We start from the raw sequence: 19,579 nt of genomic DNA, 5'->3' as shown, positions 1-19,579 counted from the left end.
ATATTGCACGCCTGGTGAGAGCGACGTAACTTGTGCGTCACCTCGGGCAGCGGCCGCCCCTCCACCACCCTCATGACCAGGGACAATCCATGACCGGTTTCCCGGCGGGCAGCAGAGCCCGCGTCTCCCTCATCATCGCCACGACGGCAGTGCTCGCGCTCACCGCGAGCGCTTGCGGTGGCGGCTCGGGCTCCTCGACATCCGCCGACGGCACCGTCACCGTCACCGTGAACGACATGCCCGCCAAGACCGACCCGGTGAACCGGAAGATCTTCCTGCAGGACGTGGCGGCCTTCGAGAAGCTCCACCCGAAGATCAAGGTGGTGCCGCACGAGGGTCAGATGGACCCCCAGACCTTCGCCACCAAGCTGGCCGGCGGCCAGTTGGAGAACGCCTTCTACGTCTACTACACCGACCCCGCGGGTCTGATCGCCAAGCACCAGGCCGCTGACATCTCCTCGTACCTGTCGCAGTTCCCGGCCGTGAACCAGGTCAAGCCGCAGCTCCGCAAGGTGTTCCAGGACGCGAGCGGCCATACCTACGGCCTGCCCGAGGGCAACTACTCGATGGGCCTGGTCTACAACCGCGCGCTGTTCCAGCGGGCCGGACTCGACCCGGACAAGCCGCCGGCGACCTGGGACGAGGTGCGGGCCGACGCGAAGAAGATCGCGGCCCTGGGCAAGGGGGTGGTCGGCTACGGCGACTACAGCAAGTCCAACACCGGCGGCTGGCACTTCACCGCCGAGATGTACTCGCGCGGCGGCGCCGTCGCCAAGCAGCAGTCCGACGGCACCTGGAAGGCCGACTTCGACAACGCCACCGGCAAGGCGGTGCTCCAGCAGCTGCACGACATGCGCTGGACCGACGGCTCGATGGGGCAGCGGCAGCTGCTGGAGTGGGCGGACCTGCTGCAGATGATGGGCGCGGGCAAGCTCGGCATGTACCTGGCCACCGCGGACAACATCCCCACCATCGCCTCGCAGTACAAGGGCGACCCCAAGGACTACGGCCTCGGCCCGATCCCCGGCGGCAAGGGCACCCTGGCCGGCGGCGGCGGGTTCATGTTCAGCCCCAAGGACACCCCCGCGCAGATCAAGGCCGCCATGGCCTGGGTGACCTTCAAGTACGAGAACCCCGACCGCATCGAGACGGGCGTCCAGCGCGCGTCGCAGGCCAAGCAGCCGGTCGGTCTGCCGGAACCCAACATCTGGACCGGCGCGGCCGCGCGGACCAAGTCCGCCGCGGACCAGAAGTACGCCAACCAGCCGGTCGCCAACTACGCGCCCTTCCAGCAGGCGCTGCCCGGCATCCCGCTGATCCTCGAACCGCCGAAGGCCCAGCAGCTCTACGCCGTGCTGGACACCGCCATGGCCAAGGTCCTCACCCAGAAGGACGCCGACATCGACGCCCTGCTGTCGGACGCCTCCCGGCAGGTCGACTCCCTGCTCGCGGCCCCGTAAGCCGCGCCGGGACCCCGACCCGCATCACCCGCGGGCGGCGCCGACCGGCGCGGCCCGCGGGCACCGACCAAGGAGATTCCCCATGGCCACTTCGCTGGCCCCCCGCCGTCCCGGACCTCCCGCGGCACCCGCCCGCGGCCGGAGCGGGGAGCGCTCCGCGCGCCACGCCCGGCTGCGCCGCCGGGTCGCGGACAACGCACTGGCGTACGCCTTCATGGCAGCCGGCATCGTGTGCTTCGCGGTGTTCTCGTGGTACCCGCTCTTCCGCGGCATCGTCCTGAGCTTCCAGCAGGACAACCTCATCACCGACCCGCAGTGGGTCGGCCTGGACAACTACCGCCACCTGTTCGACGACCCGCTGTTCTGGACGGCCTGGAAGAACACCGCGGAGTTCACCGGACTCGCGCTGCTGCTCGGCTACGCGGTGCCGTTCGCGATCGCGGTGCTGCTCAACGAACTGCGCCACTTCAGGGGGTACTTCCGCATCGCGGTCTACCTGCCGGTGATGCTGCCACCGATCGTCAGCGTGATGCTGTGGCAGTTCTTCTACGACCCCGGCGACGGCCTGTTCAACACCGCCCTGCGCGGCGCGCACCTGCCGACCTCGCAGTGGATCCAGTCGCCGCACACGGCGATGATCTCGCTGGTGCTGGTGTCGACCTGGGCCAACATGGGTGGCGCGACCCTGATGTACCTCGCCGCCCTCCAGTCCATCCCGGGCGAGCTGTTCGAGGCGGCGGAACTGGACGGCGCCGGCGTCTGGGCCCGGCTGCGGTACGTCACGCTGCCGCAGATGCGCTTCATCATGCTGGTCCTGCTCCTGCTCCAGGTCATCTCCACGATGCAGGTCTTCATCGAGCCGTTCCAGCTCACCGGCTTCACCGACCCGTCGACCATCACCGTGATGACGCTGATCTACCGCTACGCCTTCGCCGTCAACAACGACTTCGGACTCGCCGCGTCCATGAGCGTGCTGCTGTTCGCCGTGCTCGGCGTCTTCGCCGCGCTGTACCTGCGACTCACTCGCGAAGCGGACTAGGACGACGCGCCGAGGACCACCGGCGACCACCGGTGGCCATCGGCGACCGAGGGCCACAAGGACCACGAGGACCAGAAGGACACCGCCATGACCGCACACGAGTCCGCCGCGCCGGCGACCCGCAGCCTGATCTCCGACCAGGAGCTGGCCAGGCCCGGCTACCGGGCCGCCTACTTCACCGTGCTGAGCCTCACCACCGTGCTGTTCGCCGCGGCCTTCCTCTTCCCCCTGTACTGGATGGCCAGTTCCGCGCTGGAGACCCCGCGCGAGTTCGCCGCGCAGACCCCGACGCTGGTGCCCAAGTCCGTGCACCTGACCGCGTACCACGACGCGTGGACCCAGATGGACATCGCGCACTTCTTCCTCAACACCGTCTGGTACGCGGCCGGCGGCTGGCTGATCCAGATATCGGTGGACGTGTGCGCCGCCTACGCGCTGTCCAAACTGCGGCCGGTCTTCGGCAAAGCGGTCTTCGCCGGGATGCTGGCCAGCCTGATGCTGCCCTCCGCGGCGCTGCTGGTACCCGCCTACCTGACCGTCTCCGACCTGCCGCTGCTCCACCTCAACCTGCTGAACACCCCCTGGGCGCTGTGGCTGCCGGGAGCGGCCAACGCCTTCAACATCTACGTGCTGCGACGGTTCTTCGACCAGATTCCCGGCGAACTCCTCGACGCCGCCGCCATCGACGGCGCCTCCCGGCTGCAGACGCTGCTGCGGGTGGTGCTGCCGCTGTCGCGCCCGGTGCTCGCGGTGATCTCCATCTTCGCCGTCGTCGGGATGTGGAAGGACTTCCTGTGGCCGCTGCTGGTGCTCCAGGACCCCGGCAAGCAGACCCTGTCGGTGGCGCTGCACCGGCTGTCCACCTCGACCACGCAGGTCCCGCCGACCGAGATGATCGCGGGCCTGTCCATCGCGGCGGTGCCGATGATCGTGCTCTTCCTCTTCTTCCAGCGGCACATCCTGGGCGGCCTGTCCGCGGGAGCGCTCAAGGGCTGACGAAGCCACGACCGACCGCGGCGGAGGGACCACCGAGCGGCCCCTGGGGTCGCCGCCGTCCCGCTGCCCGCCCTTTACCGCATGAGCCCCCTGCGCGAACCTCCCCCATCACACAAGGAGCCAGCCCCCGTGGCCGATCAGCACGCCGCAGCCGAACCCGCCGAGTGGTGGCGTGACGCCGTCATCTACCAGGTCTACCCGCGCTCCTTCGCCGACGGCGACGGCGACGGGATCGGTGACCTGACCGGCGTCCGCGACCGCCTGCCCTATCTGGCCGACCTCGGCGTGAACGCCCTGTGGTTCAGCCCCTGGTACGCCTCCCCGCAGGCCGACGCCGGGTACGACGTCGCCGACTACCGCCGTATCGACCCCGCCTTCGGCACCCTGGAGCAGGCCGAGGCGCTCATCGCCGAGGCCCACGCGCTCGGCCTGAAGATCATCGTCGACGTGGTGCCGAACCACGTCTCCGACCGGCACGCCTGGTTCCAGGAGGCGCTGGCCGCCGGTCCCGGCGCCGAGGCCCGCGACCTGTTCTGGTTCCGGGCCGGCCGCGGGCCGCACGGCGCGCTGCCGCCGAACGACTGGCAGTCGGTGTTCGGCGGACCGGCCTGGACCCGTACCCGCAACCGGGATGGCGCGCCCGGCGAGTGGTACCTGCACCTTTTCGCCCCCGAGCAGCCCGACCTGAACTGGAACAACGCCAAGGTCCGCGAGGAGCACGAGAGCGTCCTGCGCTTCTGGTTCGACCGCGGCGCCGACGGCGTGCGGATCGACTCCGCGACGATGCCCGCCAAGGACCCCGCCCTCCCCGACTTCGGCCCGGACGCGTCGCCGGCCCCGCACCCGTACATCGACCGCGACGAGGTGCACGAGATCTACCGGGCCTGGCGCGCGCTCGCCGACAGCTACCCCCGGCCGCGGGCGCTGATCGGCGAGGTGTGGCTCGCCGACCCCAAGCGGTTCGCGCACTACCTGCGGCCCGACGAGATGCACAGCGCCTTCAACTTCGACTACCTCAACTGCCCCTGGGACGCGGCCGCGCTGCGCCGGGTCATCGACGCGACGCTGGCGGCGCACGCCTCCGTCGGAGCGCCCGCCACCTGGGTGCTCTCCAACCACGACGTCACCCGGCACGTCACCCGCTACGGCCGGGCCGACACCTCCTTCGGGCTGTCGCTGCGCCAGCACAAGGCCCCCACCGACCTGGAGCTCGGCACCCGCAGGGCGCGGGCCGCGCTGCTGCTCGACCTGGCGCTGCCCGGCTGCGTCTACCTCTACCAGGGCGAGGAACTCGGCCTGTGGGAAGTCGAGGACATCCCCGACGCGCTGCGCCAGGACCCGATCTTCCACCGCACCGGCGGCACCGACATCGGCCGCGACGGCTGCCGGGTGCCGCTGCCCTGGTCCGGCGACGCGCCGCCCTTCGGCTTCAGCCCCGCCGGCGCCTCCGCCCCGCCGTGGCTGCCCCAGCCGCGGCAGTGGGCCGCGTACACCGCGCAGGCCCAGGACGGCAGGCCCGGCTCGATGCTCACCTTCTACCGTGAGGCCCTGCGACTGCGCCGCGGCGAAGCCGGCCTGCGCGGCGCCGACTTCCGCTGGCTGCCCGAAGGATCCCCCGGCGTCCTGGGCTTCACCCGTGGCGACGGCTTCTCCTGCCTGGCGAACCTCTCGGGCGCCCCGGTGCCGCTGCCGGCCGGCGCGGACGTGGTCCTCGCCAGCGACCCCGGCGTCGGCCCGGGCGTCGACGAACTGCCGGCCGACACCACCGCGTGGCTGCGGCAGCGCTGAGCGGCGCGGCGGCCGGCATGAAGAAGCAGACGAAGACATCGGCCTGGAGAGCGGACGGCGAGTCATGACGCGGAGACTGGCGGAAGTGGCCAAGCGGGTGGGTGTCAGCGAGGCGACGGTGAGCCGGGTGCTGAACGGCAAGCCGGGGGTGTCGGACAGCACCCGGCAGGCGGTGCTGACCGCGCTGGACGTGCTCGGTTACGAACGTCCCACGCAACTGCGGGGGGTGCGGGCCCGGTTGGTGGGTCTGGTGCTGCCCGAGCTGCAGAACCCGATCTTCCCGGCGCTGGCCGAGGTCGCCGGCGGCGCGCTGGTCCAGCTCGGCTTCACCCCCGTGCTGTGCACGCGTACCGCGGGCGGCCTCACCGAGGCGGAGTACGTGACGATGCTGCTGGACCAGCAGGTCTCCGGCGTCATCTTCTGCGGCGGACTGAGCTCCGACGAGTACGGCACGCTGCTCCAGCGCGGCGTGCCCGTCGTCCTGCTCAACGCCGCCGTCGACTACGCCGCCGTCCAGGCGGAACTGTTCGCCGACCGGTCCGCCGCGGTCGTACAGGACCAGAGCGTCCGGGACCCCGGCCGCCCCGCGGGTCACCTCGTGGGGCGCCGGCCGAACCACCGCAGCTTCCGCACCCCCGGTTTTCCCCAGGTGTCGACGGATGACGTGGCCGCGGTCCAGCAGGCCTACGCCCACCTCACCTCGCTCGGCCACACCCGTATCGGCCTGATGGTCGGCCCCGCCGACCACACCCCCTCCCTGCGCAAGGCCGCCGCCTTCACCACCCTGGCCAGGCAGTCGGCCACCGGCGGCGGCACCGGGACGGGCCCGGGGACCCATCCCATCGGCCACGCCCTGTTCTCCTTCGAGGGCGGCCAGGCCGTGGCCACCGAACTGCTCACCACCGGCATCACCGCCCTCATATGCGGCAGCGACATCCTGGCCCTCGGCGCCGTCAGAGCCGCACGCCGCCAAGGACTCACCGTCCCCCACGACCTGTCCGTCGTCGGCTACGACGACTCCGCCTTCATGAACTACACCGACCCACCCCTGACCACCCTGCGCCAACCCATCGAAGCCATGTCCCGCGCCGCCGTCACCCTCCTCGCCAACCAGATCAACGGCACCAACCCGATCCCGAAGGAACTCCTCCACGAGCCCGAACTCGTCGTCCGCCACTCCACCGCACCCAGGCGCAACAGGGCGCTCCCCCCGATGGGCCTGCACGCCGTGACGGCCGACCGGCCCGCCGGTTGACAGTCGGCCAACCGCCGCCGGACTGCGGGAAACGCGGAGGGCCCGGAACCGCGAACGGCTCCGGGCCCCTGGTGCGCGAGCGCTCAGCCGCTCAGGCACCTCTCTCGGGGTCGTCGGCGTTGCCGCCGTAGGACCTCTGTGCCGCGTCGACACCGCGGTCGATCTGCTGGTCGTGCCGGTGCCCGGTGTGGTCCTGCACGAAGTCCTGCACCTTGTCGGCTGCCTTGTCGACCTGATCGGGGTGCTCTTGCGCCGCCTTCTTCGCCTTGGCGGCGAGGTCTCCCAGTCCGCTCATGTCCTTCTCCTCGCTTGTCCGTTCCCGGTCGGTGTGTTCGGCTCCGCGGGCGTGTCAGACGGTGCCCTGCCCGGAGCCGCGGACTTCGTCGATGCCGTCCCGAGCCGTCGAACGCAGGCCGTCGGCCGTCTCCTGCCCGGCCTGCCGCGCGTGGTCCCCAGTCGTCCTGGCACCCTCCGTGGCGGTGTCCTTCACCGACTGCACCGCCTCGGCGGCCGGCTCGCGCAGCTCCTCGCGTACTTCCTGCGCCGCCTGCAGGGCGGTCTGCTTGGCCGGTTCGACGAGTTGGTCGGCGTGCTCGCGCAGGTGACCGCCGACGTGCTCCTCCGCCTTCGTGGCCGGGATGAGTGCGGCGGCCAGCATGCCTGCTCCGAAGGCGATGACGCCCGCGGCCAGGGGGCTGCCCTGCGTCTGTTTCCTGATCTGCGCCGGTGCCTGCTGTGCCGCGTCGCCGACGGTGGAGGCGGTGCCGGTCACGGCGTCACCGACCCGTCCGGCGGCCTGGCCCGCGTGGTCGGAGAGGCCGTGCGCGGTGTCCGCCACCGTGTGGCCGCCGCTGTGCGCTGATCCCATGACACGCTCCTTGATTCCGCTCAGCCGGCTCTGGGTGGCGTCGATCTTGCGGCGGGCCACCCGGCCGGGCACCACCCGGTCGGCGAGACGGTCGACGTTGCGGGCCAGATGCGCTCGCGTCTGGTCGACGTCGCGCCTCAGTTCGTCGGGTTCCGTACCCATCGGGCATCCTCCTTCAGCGTTTCCACCGTCTGGTCGGGCTTGAGTTTCACGGCGCGCAGTCGCTTGCGGCCGTTGACGTACAAGATGCCGGCGGCGATCGCCCAGACCGCGGTGACGATCAGCGCCGCCCAGGCCAGGTCCATGACGTTGCCGAGCGCGAAGACCACCGTCAGGCTGGCGAGCAGCACGGCCAGGTGTCCCGCGTAACCGGCGCCGGCGAGCATGCCGCCCGCCTTGCCGGCCTTCACCGACTCCTGCTTGAGTTCGGCCTTCGCCAGTTCGATCTCGTTGCGGACGAGTTGCGACAGATCGCTGCTGATGTCGCTGATCAGCTCGCCCAGCGAAGGCTCGCCCGCGGCAGTCCCGGTGTCGGGACCCGCCTGCGGCGGGTAGTGCTCCGAGTCCGACAGGGCCATCGTTCAGTTCCCCTCGGGGTACGAGGCGCGGCCCTGGTCCGGCGTTGCGGCGGGCGGGTACACCGGGGCGGCAGGGACGGCGGCCCGCGGCTGGGGTGCGATCTGCGGCAGCGCCTCCGCCGACCCGGTGGCGCGCGGGCGGCTCGCCGTACCGGCGACCGCGCCCTGGCCGTTGGAGGACCCGGCGGCGGCTATCCCCTTGCCCAGCCGTGCCGCGGCGAAGCCCGCGACAGCCGCGCCGGCCAGGAACAGTCCGGGCCTGCGGCGGGCGAAGTCCCGCAGGTCCTCGACGACGCCCTCGGGGCCGCGGTTCTCCAGGTGCGAGGCCACCTGCCGGCCGCTGTCGGCGACCTGCCGCACCACCGCGGTGGCGGTCGAGTCCGGCTTGCCGTTCTCGCTCATCTCGTGCAGCTCGTCGGCCAGTCGGCGCACGTTGCCCGCCAACTGCTGTGCTTGCGCGCGGGATTGCCCCTGCAGCTGCTCCCGCAGCTCGCCCAGCAGGTCACGCGCCTGCGTGGCGACTTCCTGCGCGGTGTTCACGGCCTGGTCCTTGGCGGTGCCGGCGACGTCGGCCGCCTTCTCACCGACGAGTCCCGCACCTTCGGCCGCCTTGTCCTGTGCGGTGTGCGCTACCTCCGCCGAGCGAGTCGTGTCGGGTGTCTGCGCGGGGTCGAAGTCACTCAAGGCTCCTCCAAAACATGTCGATGCGGACGCCTTCCCTCCGCCGCATGCCCCTGCATTCTTCGAACAACGCGAAAAGGCCGCTCGAAAAAAGTCCCCCCGGTCGCATTGCCCCGGCAAAGGGTTCCGACGAGTGGCGGACGCCGTGCTGTGCCGCGAATCGTCCGGCTCGGACGGATAGGACGAGCGATCCAGGACAGGCGCACAGGGTCGGGCGGGCACCGGAAGCATGTGACCGGCCTGACTTTCCGTAAACGATTCTCACCCACAGTTACCATGACCACCGTCCACCACGGTCCCGCACGGGAGTCCGCCGGAGAAAGCGGCTTCCCGCCGCCCCGTCCCGCGCCAGGGCAGTGCCGGGTACGCGCCGGGCACGCAGAACGCGCTCACCGCGCGGTGCCGCAGCTCTCAGGAGGTTTCCCATGTCAGTTCCCAGCGCGTCCGACCCGCTCGCCGAGCTCTCCGCCGCCGGGGTGTCGGTCTGGCTGGACGATCTGTCCCGCGAGCTGCTGGCCGGCGGCGAGCTGAGGACGCTGATCGCCGACCGGCACGTCGTGGGGGTGACGACGAACCCCACGATCTTCGCCTCCGCGCTGTCCAAGGGCGACCGCTACAGCGAGCAGTTGCGCCGGCTGGGCGGCGAGGGCGCGAGCGTCGACGACGCCGTCTTCGCCCTGACCACCGACGACGTACGGGAGGGCTGCGACGTCTTCCGGCCGGTGTACGAGCGCACCGGCGGGACCGACGGGCGGGTCTCGATCGAGGTCGACCCGCGACTGGCCCGGGACACCGCAGCAACGGTCGACCAGGCCCGGAAGCTGTGGGCAACCGTCGACCGGCCGAACCTCCTGGTCAAGATCCCGGCCACCGAGGAGGGACTGGCCGCGATCACCGCCGTCATCGCCCAGGGCATCAGCGTCAACGTCACGCTGATCTTCTCCCTGGACCGCTACCGCGCGGTGATGGACGCCTACCTGAGCGGGCTGGAGCAGGCCCGCGACGCCGGCCGCGACCTGGCCGGCATCCACTCGGTCGCCTCGTTCTTCGTCTCCCGCGTCGACACCGAGGTCGACGCCCGGCTCGATGCCCTCGGCACGCCGGAGGCCCGGGCCCTCAAGGGCAAAGCCGCGATCGCCAACGCCCGGCTCGCCCACCAGGCGTACGAGGAGATGACCGCCGGACCCCGCTGGCAGGCCCTGGCCGCGGACGGCGCCCGCCCGCAGCGGCCCCTGTGGGCCTCCACCGGCGTCAAGAACCCGGACTACCCCGACACGCTGTACGTCAGCGAACTCGCGATCGCCGGCACCGTGAACACCATGCCGGGCAGCACCCTGGCGGCGTTCGCCGAGCACGGAACCCTCCCCGCCCACGCGCCGGCGCCCGACGGCTACGCCGCCGCGGCAGCCCACTTCGCGGCCCTGGAGCGAGCCGGTGTCGACTTCGCGGACGTCACCGAGACCCTGGAACGCGAGGGGCTGAGCAAGTTCGAGGCCAGCTGGACCGAGTTGGGGGCCTCCGTGGACCGCGAGATGCACAGCGCCTCCGGCGCCGACGAGCCCGCAGGCCGGCCCCACGGGGCGCCGCAGAAGGCGCCGGACGACGCCGGCCTGCTGGCGATCTACCTCAACGACCACCTGTCCGGCGCGACGGCAGGCCTGGAACTCTTCCGCCGGGCCGCACAGAACCGCAAAGGCCAGGACGACGCCGAGACGCTGGCCGAGCTGTGCCGGCAGGTGCAGCAGGACCGCGACTCGCTGACCCAGATCATGGCCGACCTGGGCGTATCCGCCGACCACTCCAAGGTCGCGCTCGGCTGGCTCGCGGAGAAGGCGGGCCGCCTCAAGCCCAACGGCCACCTCTTCTCCCGGTCGCCGCTCAGCGACCTGCTGGAGCTGGAGTCCATGCTGCTGGGCGTCCAGGGCAAGGCGGCGTGCTGGCGGTCCCTGCGGGAACTGGCCCGGACCGACAACCGGCTCTACCCCGAACACCTCGACATCCTGCTGGAGCGCGCCGAACACCAGATCGGCGTGCTGGAGAGGCTGCGTCTCGACGCGGCGGCCCGCGTCCTGCCCCCCACCCGGGCGTCCGTGTGATCGGCGCTTCTCGTCCCGCAGATCCAGGGCGGCGGCGATGGCGCGATCTCCCGCGCGCGAGCCGCGGCGCGTGCTGACACCGCCGGACCGGAGCCCTCAGCGGCTCGTCCCCTTGCCCGGGCAGACGTTCCGGTAGGCCGGGCCGGCCGGGATCTCGCCCTTCCACTCCTGAGGGGTGAAGGGGGCGATGACGCGTGCGCAGAGCGCGTCGGCGGTGGCCGTCACGTACGAGGTGTCCCACAGCTGGACGGTGCCGTTGCCGAGCCCGGCTGCCAGGATTGCCCGGCCGGGGTCGAATGCCACCGCGTTGACCGGGGCTGTGGTCACCAGGGGCGCACCGGCGGGACTGACGTCCGAGGTGCCGTAGAGCTGGATCGAGCCGTGGGCGCCATCGGCCATGCCGGCCGCGAGGACGTCCCCGTGCGGGTCGAGGGCCACGGACCTCACCGACGAGCTCGTGGTGATCGAGTACGTCGGCGTCAGGTCGGCTGAGGACGCCGCGTCGAAGACGTCCACGGTGCTGTCGGAGCGGGCGGCCGCGACCGTCGTCCCGTCGGGGCCGAAGGCAAGGGAGGTGTAGAACCGGTCAGCAGACGGGAAGTACGTTCCCGTGGCCTTGCCGGTCACGCTGTTCCACCGGACGAGCGGACCTTCGTCCGTCGCGGCGACGACCAGCGGGCGCCGGGGGGCGAACGCGACGGCGAACGCCCCCGACACGTCGAGTCCGGCGGGCAGGTCCAGGGCTTTGAGTCGCCTGCCTGTGGCGGTGTCCCAGCGCTGCACGCCGTACGCGCGACAGGTGCCGTCGCCGTCACCGGGGACGCAGGTGATGGCCACTGCCAGCGTGCTTCCGTCGCCACTGAAGGCGAGGGACTCCACCTCGGCGTCCACCACGTCGGGCGCGTTGACCGCCAGATCACGGGACTCGCGGCCGTCGAGTTGCAGTCGTACCGTGCCGTCGTAGGTACCGACGGCCGTCGTCGTCCCGTCGTGGCTGAAGGCCACCGTGTCGGCCCGGTCGGAGTCACCGACCGGGCTGCCCTTCGCGGGCGCGGCGGCCGCGGTGTCCCAGGCGGTGGCCCTGCCGTGGCCGCCGCCGGCGGCGACCAGCCTGCCTCCGCTGCCGGCGAAGGCGATCGAGTCCACCGTGCCGTGATGGCCGGCGAGGGTGGCGAGCGGCCGGCGGCCGAAGGGCCGCCACAACCGCACCCCGCCGACGTCCGTGGAGCTGGCCACGGTCCTGCCGTCAGGGCTGAAGGCGATGGCCCGGATCGAACCCTGCTGGCCGGTCAGTGAGGTGCCGGACTGCTGTCCGGTGGCCGTCGCCCACAACTCCATCCCCCTGTCCTCGACGCCTCCTGCCAGCGTGGCGTCGTCCGGGCTGAAGGCCAGGGCGTTCACCGCGCCGCCGGGGGCGGTGAGGTGCCGGCCTGTGGGCCTGCCCGTCGCCGTGTTCCACAGGCGTACGGCAGGACTCCCTCCCGTCGTGGTCGAGGTGCCGCCTCGGCCCGTGTCAGCGGTGGCCAGGGTGGCGCCGCGCGCGTCGAACGCCAAGGCGGTGACCGGACCGCCCGTCGCGCCGAGCGGCACAGGAGGTCCGGCGGGCGCGCGTAAGTTCCACAGGTACACCGGGGGCAACGGGCCTTCGCTCAGGAAGTGGACGTTTTCGTCCTTGACGGCGACGGCGAGGACTCCTGTCGCGCTGAACGCCAAGCCGGCTGTCGCCGCTCCGCCGCGCCTGCCCGTGGTCAGTCGCCTGATCATCGTCCCGGTCGTCACGTTCCACACCGGCACGCTGTCGTTCGGGCCGCCCTCGGCGAGCATCTTCCCGTCAGGGCTGAGCGCCAGGCTGGTGATCCGGCCCGCGCTGTCGGCCGGCCGGTCCAGGAGCTTGCTGCCCGTCGTCATATCCCACACCTGCACGGTGTCGCTCCCGCCGAACGCGCCCTGCGGCGTGAGGGCGACCGCGAGGAACCGCCCGTCCCTGCTGAGCGCCTTGCACCCCACCGCCCGATCGGTCACCGTCTCGTGGACGCCGGTGCCGGCGCCGACCGCGGTGTCCCAGCGGGAGACCGCGACGCCGTGTGTCGAGAAGTCGTCGCCCGCGACGACGAGCTTTCGCCCGCCGGGATCGAACGCGATCGCCTCGGCCGTATCGCCGATCGCCCCGAGGTCGGCCACCGCCGGACGTTCCAGGGAATGGAGCATGGCCTGGCGTGCGGCCGCGGTGGGCGAGATCCGCCAGGCCGCGAGGCTGAGCAGCGCGGCGGACGCGGGATCCTGGTTGCCTTCGGCCTCGCTCTTCGAGGCGAGTTGCAGCGAGATGTTGAGGTCGCGTCGCACCTCGGCCGTATGGCGTTGGCTGACCGCCTCCGCGTGTTGGCGCGCGGCCTCCGCGTCCTTGTTCTTCACATACGCCACTCCGCCCGCCGCGAGGACGGCGAGTGCCACGCCGGCGGCGACCGACGCACGGCGCAGCAGCCGACCGCGTCGGGCGTGGCGCGCGCCCTCCGCCAGGAACTCCCGCCCGACCGGGCCGAGGTCCTGTTCGTGGTTCGCCGCCCGTGTCGTGGCGCGGGCCGCGGCCAGGTTCGCTCCCCGGTAGAGCAGGGAGACGTCCCGGCCCCGGTCCTTCCATGCGGTGGCGTCGGTGACGATCCGCTGCCGGACGTGGAGCCAGTCCCGGTCGTCCTCGATCCAGCCGCGAAGCCGCGGCCAGGACCTCAGCAGCGCCTCGTGGGTGATGCCCGCGTACTCCCGGTCGAGGGTCACCAGCCGGGCGCGCGCGAGCGTGTCGAGCACCTCGCGACCGACCCTCGGATCGGGCAGCTTGCCGAGCAGTTCGGCGACGGCGACCCGCTGGGCCACCTCGGGGGCGCCTTCGTTGAAGCGGATCATCGACAGCAGTACCTGCCGGACGCAGTCCAGCGCCGCTTGCGACCCGGCGAACCTCCTGACCGTCTTCTCGCCGCTGACCTCGACCGCCCGCGCGATTCCCCCCGTGCTCAGGTACCCCTTGGCGGTCAGCGTCCCGTCCTCCTGCTGCCCCCACGTCCCTTGCAGGGCGTGCGAGAGCAACGGGAGCCGTCCCGCTTCGTATCCGCCGACGCGGTCGGCGCCCAGGTCGCCCAACAGGAGGTCCACCAGCTCCTGCTGGACGGTGAGGCCGGCCAGTGCGGCGGGCTCGGTGATCGCCGCGCGCAGCTCGGTGCGGCTCATCGGCCCGACCAGCACCGTGTCCTCCAGGGCGCCGGCCAGCTCCGGAGAGCGCGCGCAGTGCCCGTAGAACTCCGCGCGGAGGCCGAGCACCACCACGGCGGCCGCGGGCTCGGCTCCGTCCCCTCGGGCGAGCGCCGCGAGCAGCCGGATGAAAGCACCGCGCCCCGCCTCGTCCACGCTGTGCGTGAACAGCTGCTCGAACTGGTCGACGACGATCAGGAGCCGGGTGTCCGGCTGGTTCGGCTCCGTCCTGAGCCTGCCGGCGACCCGGCCGGGATGTTCGAGCACCGCGGCCGGGTCACAGCCGGCCAGTTCACCGATCCGCGCGGCCAGGGCGCCCGCCGGATCCTTTCCGGGCGTCATCGTCACCGTCGGCCATCCGCCGGAGCGCGGCACGCCCAGTTCACCCCGGCCGACCGCGGGCAGCAGCCCCGCGTGCAGCAGCGAGGTCTTCCCCGCGCCCGACGGACCGGTCACCACCAGCGGGTGATGGTGCCACAGCCGCTGGGCCACCCGCCGCACCAGATGGTTGGTCAGCTCGGTCCGGCCGCAGAAGTAGCCCTCGTCAGCTGCGAGATACGGGTGGAAGCCGCGGTACGGGCACGGTACGTCGGCACCGTGGGCCACCGGTCCCGCAGGGGCCGGCGGCTGCGCGGGACGGTAGGCCGCGTTCGGGCCCAGCACCAGTGCGCCGGAGAGGTCACCGGCCTGGCGACGCGGTACGGGACGCCCGCTCTCCCGGTGCGCCCGCCACTGGTACCGGTAGAGGTGGTCGAGCGTCAGGAAGGGCGGTGCGCCCGGATCGCCCTCGCGCAGCAGCTCGATCATCGTGCCGGTGAAGGCGGTGTACGGCTCGCCTGCGGGAGCCAGTGCCATTTCCTCGCCCGAGGCCGAGACGAGAAGGTGGCCGCGCCGGGTCGGTGGATCGGCCCGGCCGGAGAAGCAGCAGTCCAGGATGACGACCGTCGTCGGCGCCCGGCTGGTGCCCACGGCGGTGGCCAGGTGCTCGTACCGGACGGCCTGGTGATCGGCGAGGGCCGGGTGGAGCGTGCTCGTACCGGCGGTCGCCAGGTACAGGCTCCCGTTCCAGGACAGCAGCCCGTGGCCCACGTAAACGACCACCACCACCTCGTCGGCCAACTCGGCGGCCCGCGCCACCGCGAGAAGGACGTCCTCGGGGGCGGCCGGGTCCTGGACGACGAGCAGGTTCTCCGGAAGGAGGCCGCACGCCTCGACCAGTACCCGGCCGAGGTCACGCAGGGTCGCCTCGACCGCGGGCACGTCGCCGAGCACGGAGTCGGCGTCATGGCGCCCCGTACCGATCAGAACGACCCGCACGCCAGGTCCGGACAGGCCCGATCTCACGACGCCGCCGCACCGTGGCTGCCGCAGTCGTCGCCCTCCCCGCCGGCTTCGGGAGTGCCCGCGCCCGCCGGTGACTCCTGGCGCAGCAGCGCCGCCAGGCCGTCGATCCGCTCGGTCAGCTCGGCAGCGGTCCACGCCTCGGCGACCGCGGTTTCGATGACGATCTCGACCCCGTCGGCGCTTTTGAGCGACACCTTCAGAGGAACGACCGGCTGCCCGCCCCCACGCCCGTGGCGTATCCATTCCACGACCCCGCCCACCAGCACGGCGAGCGCACCGCCCGAGGCCACGGACGCCGATACCGCCTCGAGCACCGGGCCCAGGGTCCCCGGCGGGGGAGGGCGGTCGACGCCATCCAGCAGACAGGGATCCTGCCGACGCTCCAGCCACCCCAGCAAGTCGCGCAGGCGCGCAGCGGACGGGGTGTCCTCGTCCACTGTGATCCGAACTTCCACCGGCCCCCCTGGCTTCTGCTCCCGCACCGGAAGGGGAACAGGCTTCTTTGTCCACGTCATTGTCCACGTCGATTTGCACGGGCGTGCGGCTTTCGACGAGACGGCGCCGGCCTGGTCGGTGACCGGCCCCAGTGCCACGGCCACGACAGCGGCGCCTGCCGCTGCTCCCGCGCCCGCCACCCGTCTCCGCGTACTCCCCGGCACGGGCGCGTCGGGTCAGCTGACGGTCACGCAGTCGGCGGGGAGTCGATCGGGGCGGCCTGGTCGGCAGGCTGGTCGAGTGCCCCTGCCCCTGCCCCTGCCCCGGCCCGGCCGCGATCTGCCCGGCTTCCGTACCGGCCGGTCGGGGATCGCTGAGCCCGGAGGGGGTGTCTACGATGTCTGCGGCGGCACGTCCGCGGGAGCGGCCGGCCGCCCGGCGCTCGCAGGGGAGCGCCCGGCAGACCGCTCGAACGGCGCTCATGGGGGAGACCGCGGATGAGGTTCGCACTGCTCGGCCCGCTGACCGTCCAGGACCGGCACGGCACCGACCAGCCCGCCGGTCCGCCCATGACCAGGGCCCTGCTCGCCGGGTTGCTGATCGCGCCGAACCGGCCCGTCCCGCTGGACCGGATCGAGACCGCGCTGTGGGGCGAGCGGGCCCCGGCCACCGCGCGTTCCTCGCTCCACAACCACCTGACGCGGCTGCGCCGCGCGCTGGGCGAGCAGGACCGGATCAAGGCCGCGCCGCAGGGCAGCCTGGTCCTGCGGGTGGGCGACGGCGAACTGGACACCGCGGACTTCAGCCGACGGCTGGACGCGGCCCGGACCGCGCGCCTGGCGGGCGACTGGGCGGCGGTGACGCGGGAGACGCAGGCCGCCCTGGGGCTGTGGCGCGGCACGCCGCTGAGCGAGTTCCCCCGGCTCGCCGCCCTGGAGAGCGCACGCGTCGGCGGCTGGCAGGAAGCCAGGCTGCAGGCGGTGGAGTGGCGCTGCGACGCCGAGATGCGGCAGGGCCGACCCGACGGGCTGCTGCCCGAACTCCTCCGGATGACCGCGGAGTTCCCCTTACGGGAGGTCTTCCACGTCCAGCTCATGCAGACCCTGCACCGCGTCGGCCAGCGGGCCGGTGCGCTGGAGGCGTACCAGAGGCTGCGCCGCACACTCATCGACGAACTGGGGGTGGAACCCGGGCCGGCGGCCCGCGCGGCCCATCAGCAGATCCTCGCTGACACGCCTGCCCGCCGGGCTGCCGCACCACCGGCCCCGGCGGCCGGCCCCCCTGCCTCCGCCGGCCCGGTCCACGCCTCGCCGAACGCGGCGGCGCCCGGCCCGCCCTCCGCTCTGCCGCGCGACGTCGCCGCCTTCTCGGGCCGGGACGTCGCGGTCCGCGACCTGCTTGCCGCGGTCCGCGACGGCAACGACCCGCCGCCGGCGGTCGCCGTCCACGCGGTGGACGGCATGCCCGGCGTCGGCAAGACGGCGTTCGCCATCCACGTCGCGCACCGGGTGGCCGAACACTTCCCCGACGGTCAGATCTTCTTCCCGCTGCACGCGCACACCCCCGGCACCCCTCCGGTGGAGCCCGCTGACGCCCTCACCGGCCTGCTGCTGGCACTCGGTGAGATCCCCGAGCGGATCCCGGCCGACGTGGCGGCGCGGGCCGGGCTCTGGCGCAGCCGCCTGGCCGGCCGACGGGTTCTGGTGATCCTCGACGACGCCGCGAGCAGCGAGCAGATCGAGCCGTTGCTGCCGGGCACCCCGGGCTCCACCGTGCTGGTCACCAGCCGCCGGCGCCTGGTGGCGCTGCGGGATGCGGTGCCGGTCTCCCTGGGCGTGCTCCCCCCGCGCTTCGCCGCCCAACTGCTGGTGGCAAAGGCCGACCGCCCCGAACTCGCCGCCGAGAGCGGCGCGGTCGCCGAACTGGCCCGACTGTGCGGCTACCTGCCGCTCGCCCTGCACCTGACCGCCGCCCGGCTGCGCCACCACCCCTCCTGGACCGCCGCGGACCTGGTGGCCGACCTCGGCGCGGCGAAGGACCAGCTCACCGCGCTGGCCACCGAGCACACCTCGGTCGCCACGGCGTTCCGGTCGTCGTGGGCGGACCTGTCCGCGGACCAGAAGGCGCTGTTCCGCAGGCTCGGTACGCAGCCCGCGCCGGACGTCGACGCCTACGCCACCGCCGCGCTCCACGACGTGGACCTGGCGACCGCCCGCCGCCTGCTCGAAGAACTCGAGGACCACCACCTCCTGGAGGAGCTGACCCGCGGCCGCTACCGCATGCACGACCTGGTCCGCGAGTACGCTCGCGGTCTGCCGCCCGACGCCGGCGACGACGCGGCCGTGCGCCGCCAGCTGGACTACTACCTGCTGGCCGGGGCCCGGGCCGTCCGCCCGTTCACGCAGTTCGGTCTGCACGGGCTGCCTGAGCCGGGCCACCGGGCGGGTGAGCTGCCGGCGATGGACGGGCCGATGGCGACGACTGCCTGGATGCGGACCGAGCGGCTCAACCTGCGGTCCGCGGCCGAGTACGCCGCACGCAACGGGCTGAGCGTGCACGCGGTGTACCTGCCGGTCGTGATGAAGGAGTTCCTGCGCACGCACGGGTACCGGCAGGAGGCGCTGGCCCTGTACCGGACCGCCGTGGACACCGCCCGGGCGGCCGGCGACCGGGCAGGGCAGGCCACGTGCCTGCGCGACATCTCCACGTTCCAGGGCCCTGAGGAGGCCGAGGACAGCCTGCGGGAGGCACTGGCGCTGTCCCGCGCGCTGCCGGACCCCCACGGCGAGGCCATCGCCCTGCACCTCCTCGCGGGCATCGCGCGCGTGACGGGACGGTGCGACACGGCCGAGGACGCGGTGCGGCGCGCCCTGCAGCTCTTCATCGACGTGGGCGACGTACGGGGGCAGGCCGAGGCGTGGACCGAGGCCAGCCGGCTGCAGAAGATCGCCGGCCTGTACCAGGAGTCCACCGCGAGTCTTGAGCGGGCCCTGGCCCTGAGCGTCGCGGATTCCAACGAGCTGGGGCAGGCCGCCGCGCTCACCGCGCTCGGCTGTCTCGTCAGGTCGACCGGCGACTACGCGCGGGCTCTGCTCCGGTACCGCGCCGCCCTCGCGCTCTACCGCTCCCTGGACCACCCGGTGGGAACAGCCACCGTGCTGGCCGACCTCGGCGACCTGCTGAGGCAGACCGGGGCGTACGGGGAGGCCGCACGGTGTCTGGAGGAGTCCCTCGACCTGCTGTCCCGGACATCGGGCTCCCTGCTGGACCGGGTCAGGGCCCTCACCTACCGCAGCGCGCTCAGCCGGCGGGCCGGACACGTGGTGGCCGCGGAGAAGGACCTACGCGAGGCGCTCGCGCTGTGCACGCACGCTGACAGCGCCGCGGACCGGACGCGTGCGCTGGCGCGACTCGCCGAGGTCCAGGAGGCCGCCGGCGCCCACACCCCCGCGCTGGCCGACGCCCGCGCCGCCGTGGACCTCTCCCGCACGCTGCACGACCACCGCGGCAGGGCGGAGGCCCTCACCGTGCTCGGCGCGGTCCTGCTGGCCGAGGGGACCCCGGCGGCCATTGCCGAGGCCGGTGACTGCCACCGCCAGGCGCTTGCCCTGGCCAGGGCCGCCCAGGCACCGTACGAGGAGATGCTCGCCCTGGAGGCACTGGCCGGCAGCGCCCCCGCGGACCAGGCCGCCGGGCACCTGCGCCAGGCGCTCGTCCTCGCCCGGCAGCTCGTGGTCCCCGACGCTGAGCGCATCGAGGCCCGGCTCGCGGCGAGGTGACGGGCCGGCCCGTCGAACCG

Annotated in this window: 12 protein-coding genes and 1 pseudogene; 7 read left to right on the top strand and 6 right to left on the bottom strand. The window is 72.8% G+C overall.

Annotation, left to right across the window (positions count from 1 at the left end):
- Window positions 1–89 precede the first annotated feature (89 nt).
- The 5 genes from BUE44_RS21280 (at window position 90) to BUE44_RS21260 (ending at window position 6,538) form a co-directional block, all read left to right on the top strand.
- Window positions 90–1,460 (top strand): extracellular solute-binding protein, encoded by a 1,371-nt coding sequence (locus BUE44_RS21280; protein WP_073500563.1) that lies wholly within the window; start codon window positions 90–92, stop codon window positions 1,458–1,460.
- Between the two features lie 82 nt (window positions 1,461–1,542).
- Window positions 1,543–2,499, top strand: coding sequence for a carbohydrate ABC transporter permease (locus tag BUE44_RS21275; protein ID WP_073500562.1), 957 nt, complete (start codon window positions 1,543–1,545; stop codon window positions 2,497–2,499).
- Between the two features lie 87 nt (window positions 2,500–2,586).
- A complete protein-coding gene (locus BUE44_RS21270) occupies window positions 2,587–3,495 on the top strand; it encodes a carbohydrate ABC transporter permease (protein WP_073500561.1) in 909 nt (302 codons plus the stop codon).
- A 129-nt stretch (window positions 3,496–3,624) separates the two neighbouring features.
- On the top strand, window positions 3,625–5,283 hold the full coding sequence (locus BUE44_RS21265) for a glycoside hydrolase family 13 protein (RefSeq protein ID WP_073500560.1): 1,659 nt from the start codon (window positions 3,625–3,627) through the stop codon (window positions 5,281–5,283).
- Between the two features lie 64 nt (window positions 5,284–5,347).
- On the top strand, window positions 5,348–6,538 hold the full coding sequence (locus BUE44_RS21260; RefSeq protein WP_073500559.1) for a LacI family DNA-binding transcriptional regulator: 1,191 nt from the start codon (window positions 5,348–5,350) through the stop codon (window positions 6,536–6,538).
- A gap of 91 nt (window positions 6,539–6,629) precedes the next feature.
- On the opposite strand, the gene BUE44_RS21255 is transcribed toward BUE44_RS21260, so the two are convergent.
- The 4 genes from BUE44_RS21255 to BUE44_RS21240 are packed head-to-tail and all read right to left on the bottom strand — an operon-like array spanning window position 6,630 to window position 8,668.
- Window positions 6,630–6,833, bottom strand: a complete 204-nt coding sequence (locus tag BUE44_RS21255) for an antitoxin (RefSeq protein ID WP_073500558.1) — start codon at window positions 6,831–6,833, stop codon at window positions 6,630–6,632.
- A 54-nt stretch (window positions 6,834–6,887) separates the two neighbouring features.
- Window positions 6,888–7,568 (bottom strand): DUF3618 domain-containing protein, encoded by a 681-nt coding sequence (locus BUE44_RS21250; protein ID WP_073500557.1) that lies wholly within the window; start codon window positions 7,566–7,568, stop codon window positions 6,888–6,890.
- Window positions 7,544–7,984, bottom strand: coding sequence for a phage holin family protein (locus BUE44_RS21245; protein WP_079189925.1), 441 nt, complete (start codon window positions 7,982–7,984; stop codon window positions 7,544–7,546). The genes BUE44_RS21250 and BUE44_RS21245 overlap by 25 nt, the downstream gene beginning before the upstream one ends.
- 3 nt (window positions 7,985–7,987) lie before the next feature.
- Window positions 7,988–8,668 carry a hypothetical protein gene (locus tag BUE44_RS21240; RefSeq protein ID WP_073500556.1) on the bottom strand — a complete coding sequence of 227 codons (681 nt, stop codon included), beginning with the start codon at window positions 8,666–8,668 and terminating at the stop codon, window positions 7,988–7,990.
- Between the two features lie 422 nt (window positions 8,669–9,090).
- Here BUE44_RS21240 and tal point away from each other — a divergent pair.
- Window positions 9,091–10,206: pseudogene (gene tal, locus BUE44_RS21235) on the top strand (transaldolase); the annotation flags it as partial.
- Window positions 10,207–10,857: 651 nt separating this feature from the next.
- On the opposite strand, the gene BUE44_RS21230 reads toward tal, so the two are convergent.
- Together BUE44_RS21230 and BUE44_RS21225 are read right to left on the bottom strand one after the other, a co-directional pair.
- The gene (locus BUE44_RS21230; protein WP_073500554.1) at window positions 10,858–15,318 is read right to left on the bottom strand and encodes a caspase, EACC1-associated type; all 4,461 of its coding nucleotides are present in this window, start codon (window positions 15,316–15,318) and stop codon (window positions 10,858–10,860) included.
- Window positions 15,319–15,341: 23 nt separating this feature from the next.
- On the bottom strand, window positions 15,342–15,944 hold the full coding sequence (locus BUE44_RS21225; RefSeq protein ID WP_143172537.1) for an effector-associated constant component EACC1: 603 nt from the start codon (window positions 15,942–15,944) through the stop codon (window positions 15,342–15,344).
- A gap of 333 nt (window positions 15,945–16,277) precedes the next feature.
- Here BUE44_RS21225 and BUE44_RS21220 point away from each other — a divergent pair, with 333 nt between their 5' ends.
- On the top strand, window positions 16,278–19,559 hold the full coding sequence (locus tag BUE44_RS21220; protein ID WP_073500552.1) for an AfsR/SARP family transcriptional regulator: 3,282 nt from the start codon (window positions 16,278–16,280) through the stop codon (window positions 19,557–19,559).
- Window positions 19,560–19,579 lie beyond the last annotated feature (20 nt).

Origin of the sequence: Actinacidiphila paucisporea, assembly GCF_900142575.1 — a bacterium.
Taxonomy (GTDB): Bacteria; Actinomycetota; Actinomycetes; order Streptomycetales; family Streptomycetaceae; genus Actinacidiphila; species Actinacidiphila paucisporea.
The sequence above is the reverse complement of the archived record's forward strand: the minus strand, read 5'-3'. Positions and strand labels throughout refer to the sequence as shown.

Coding starts and splice junctions, on each gene's coding strand:
- BUE44_RS21220 (WP_073500552.1), top strand. CDS start 16,278: ATGAGGTTCGCACTGCTCGGCCCGCTGACCGTCCAGGACCGGCACGGC.
- BUE44_RS21245 (WP_079189925.1), bottom strand. CDS start 7,984: ATGGCCCTGTCGGACTCGGAGCACTACCCGCCGCAGGCGGGTCCCGAC.
- BUE44_RS21270 (WP_073500561.1), top strand. CDS start 2,587: ATGACCGCACACGAGTCCGCCGCGCCGGCGACCCGCAGCCTGATCTCC.
- BUE44_RS21275 (WP_073500562.1), top strand. CDS start 1,543: ATGGCCACTTCGCTGGCCCCCCGCCGTCCCGGACCTCCCGCGGCACCC.
- BUE44_RS21280 (WP_073500563.1), top strand. CDS start 90: ATGACCGGTTTCCCGGCGGGCAGCAGAGCCCGCGTCTCCCTCATCATC.
- BUE44_RS21260 (WP_073500559.1), top strand. CDS start 5,348: ATGACGCGGAGACTGGCGGAAGTGGCCAAGCGGGTGGGTGTCAGCGAG.
- BUE44_RS21255 (WP_073500558.1), bottom strand. CDS start 6,833: ATGAGCGGACTGGGAGACCTCGCCGCCAAGGCGAAGAAGGCGGCGCAA.
- BUE44_RS21250 (WP_073500557.1), bottom strand. CDS start 7,568: ATGGGTACGGAACCCGACGAACTGAGGCGCGACGTCGACCAGACGCGA.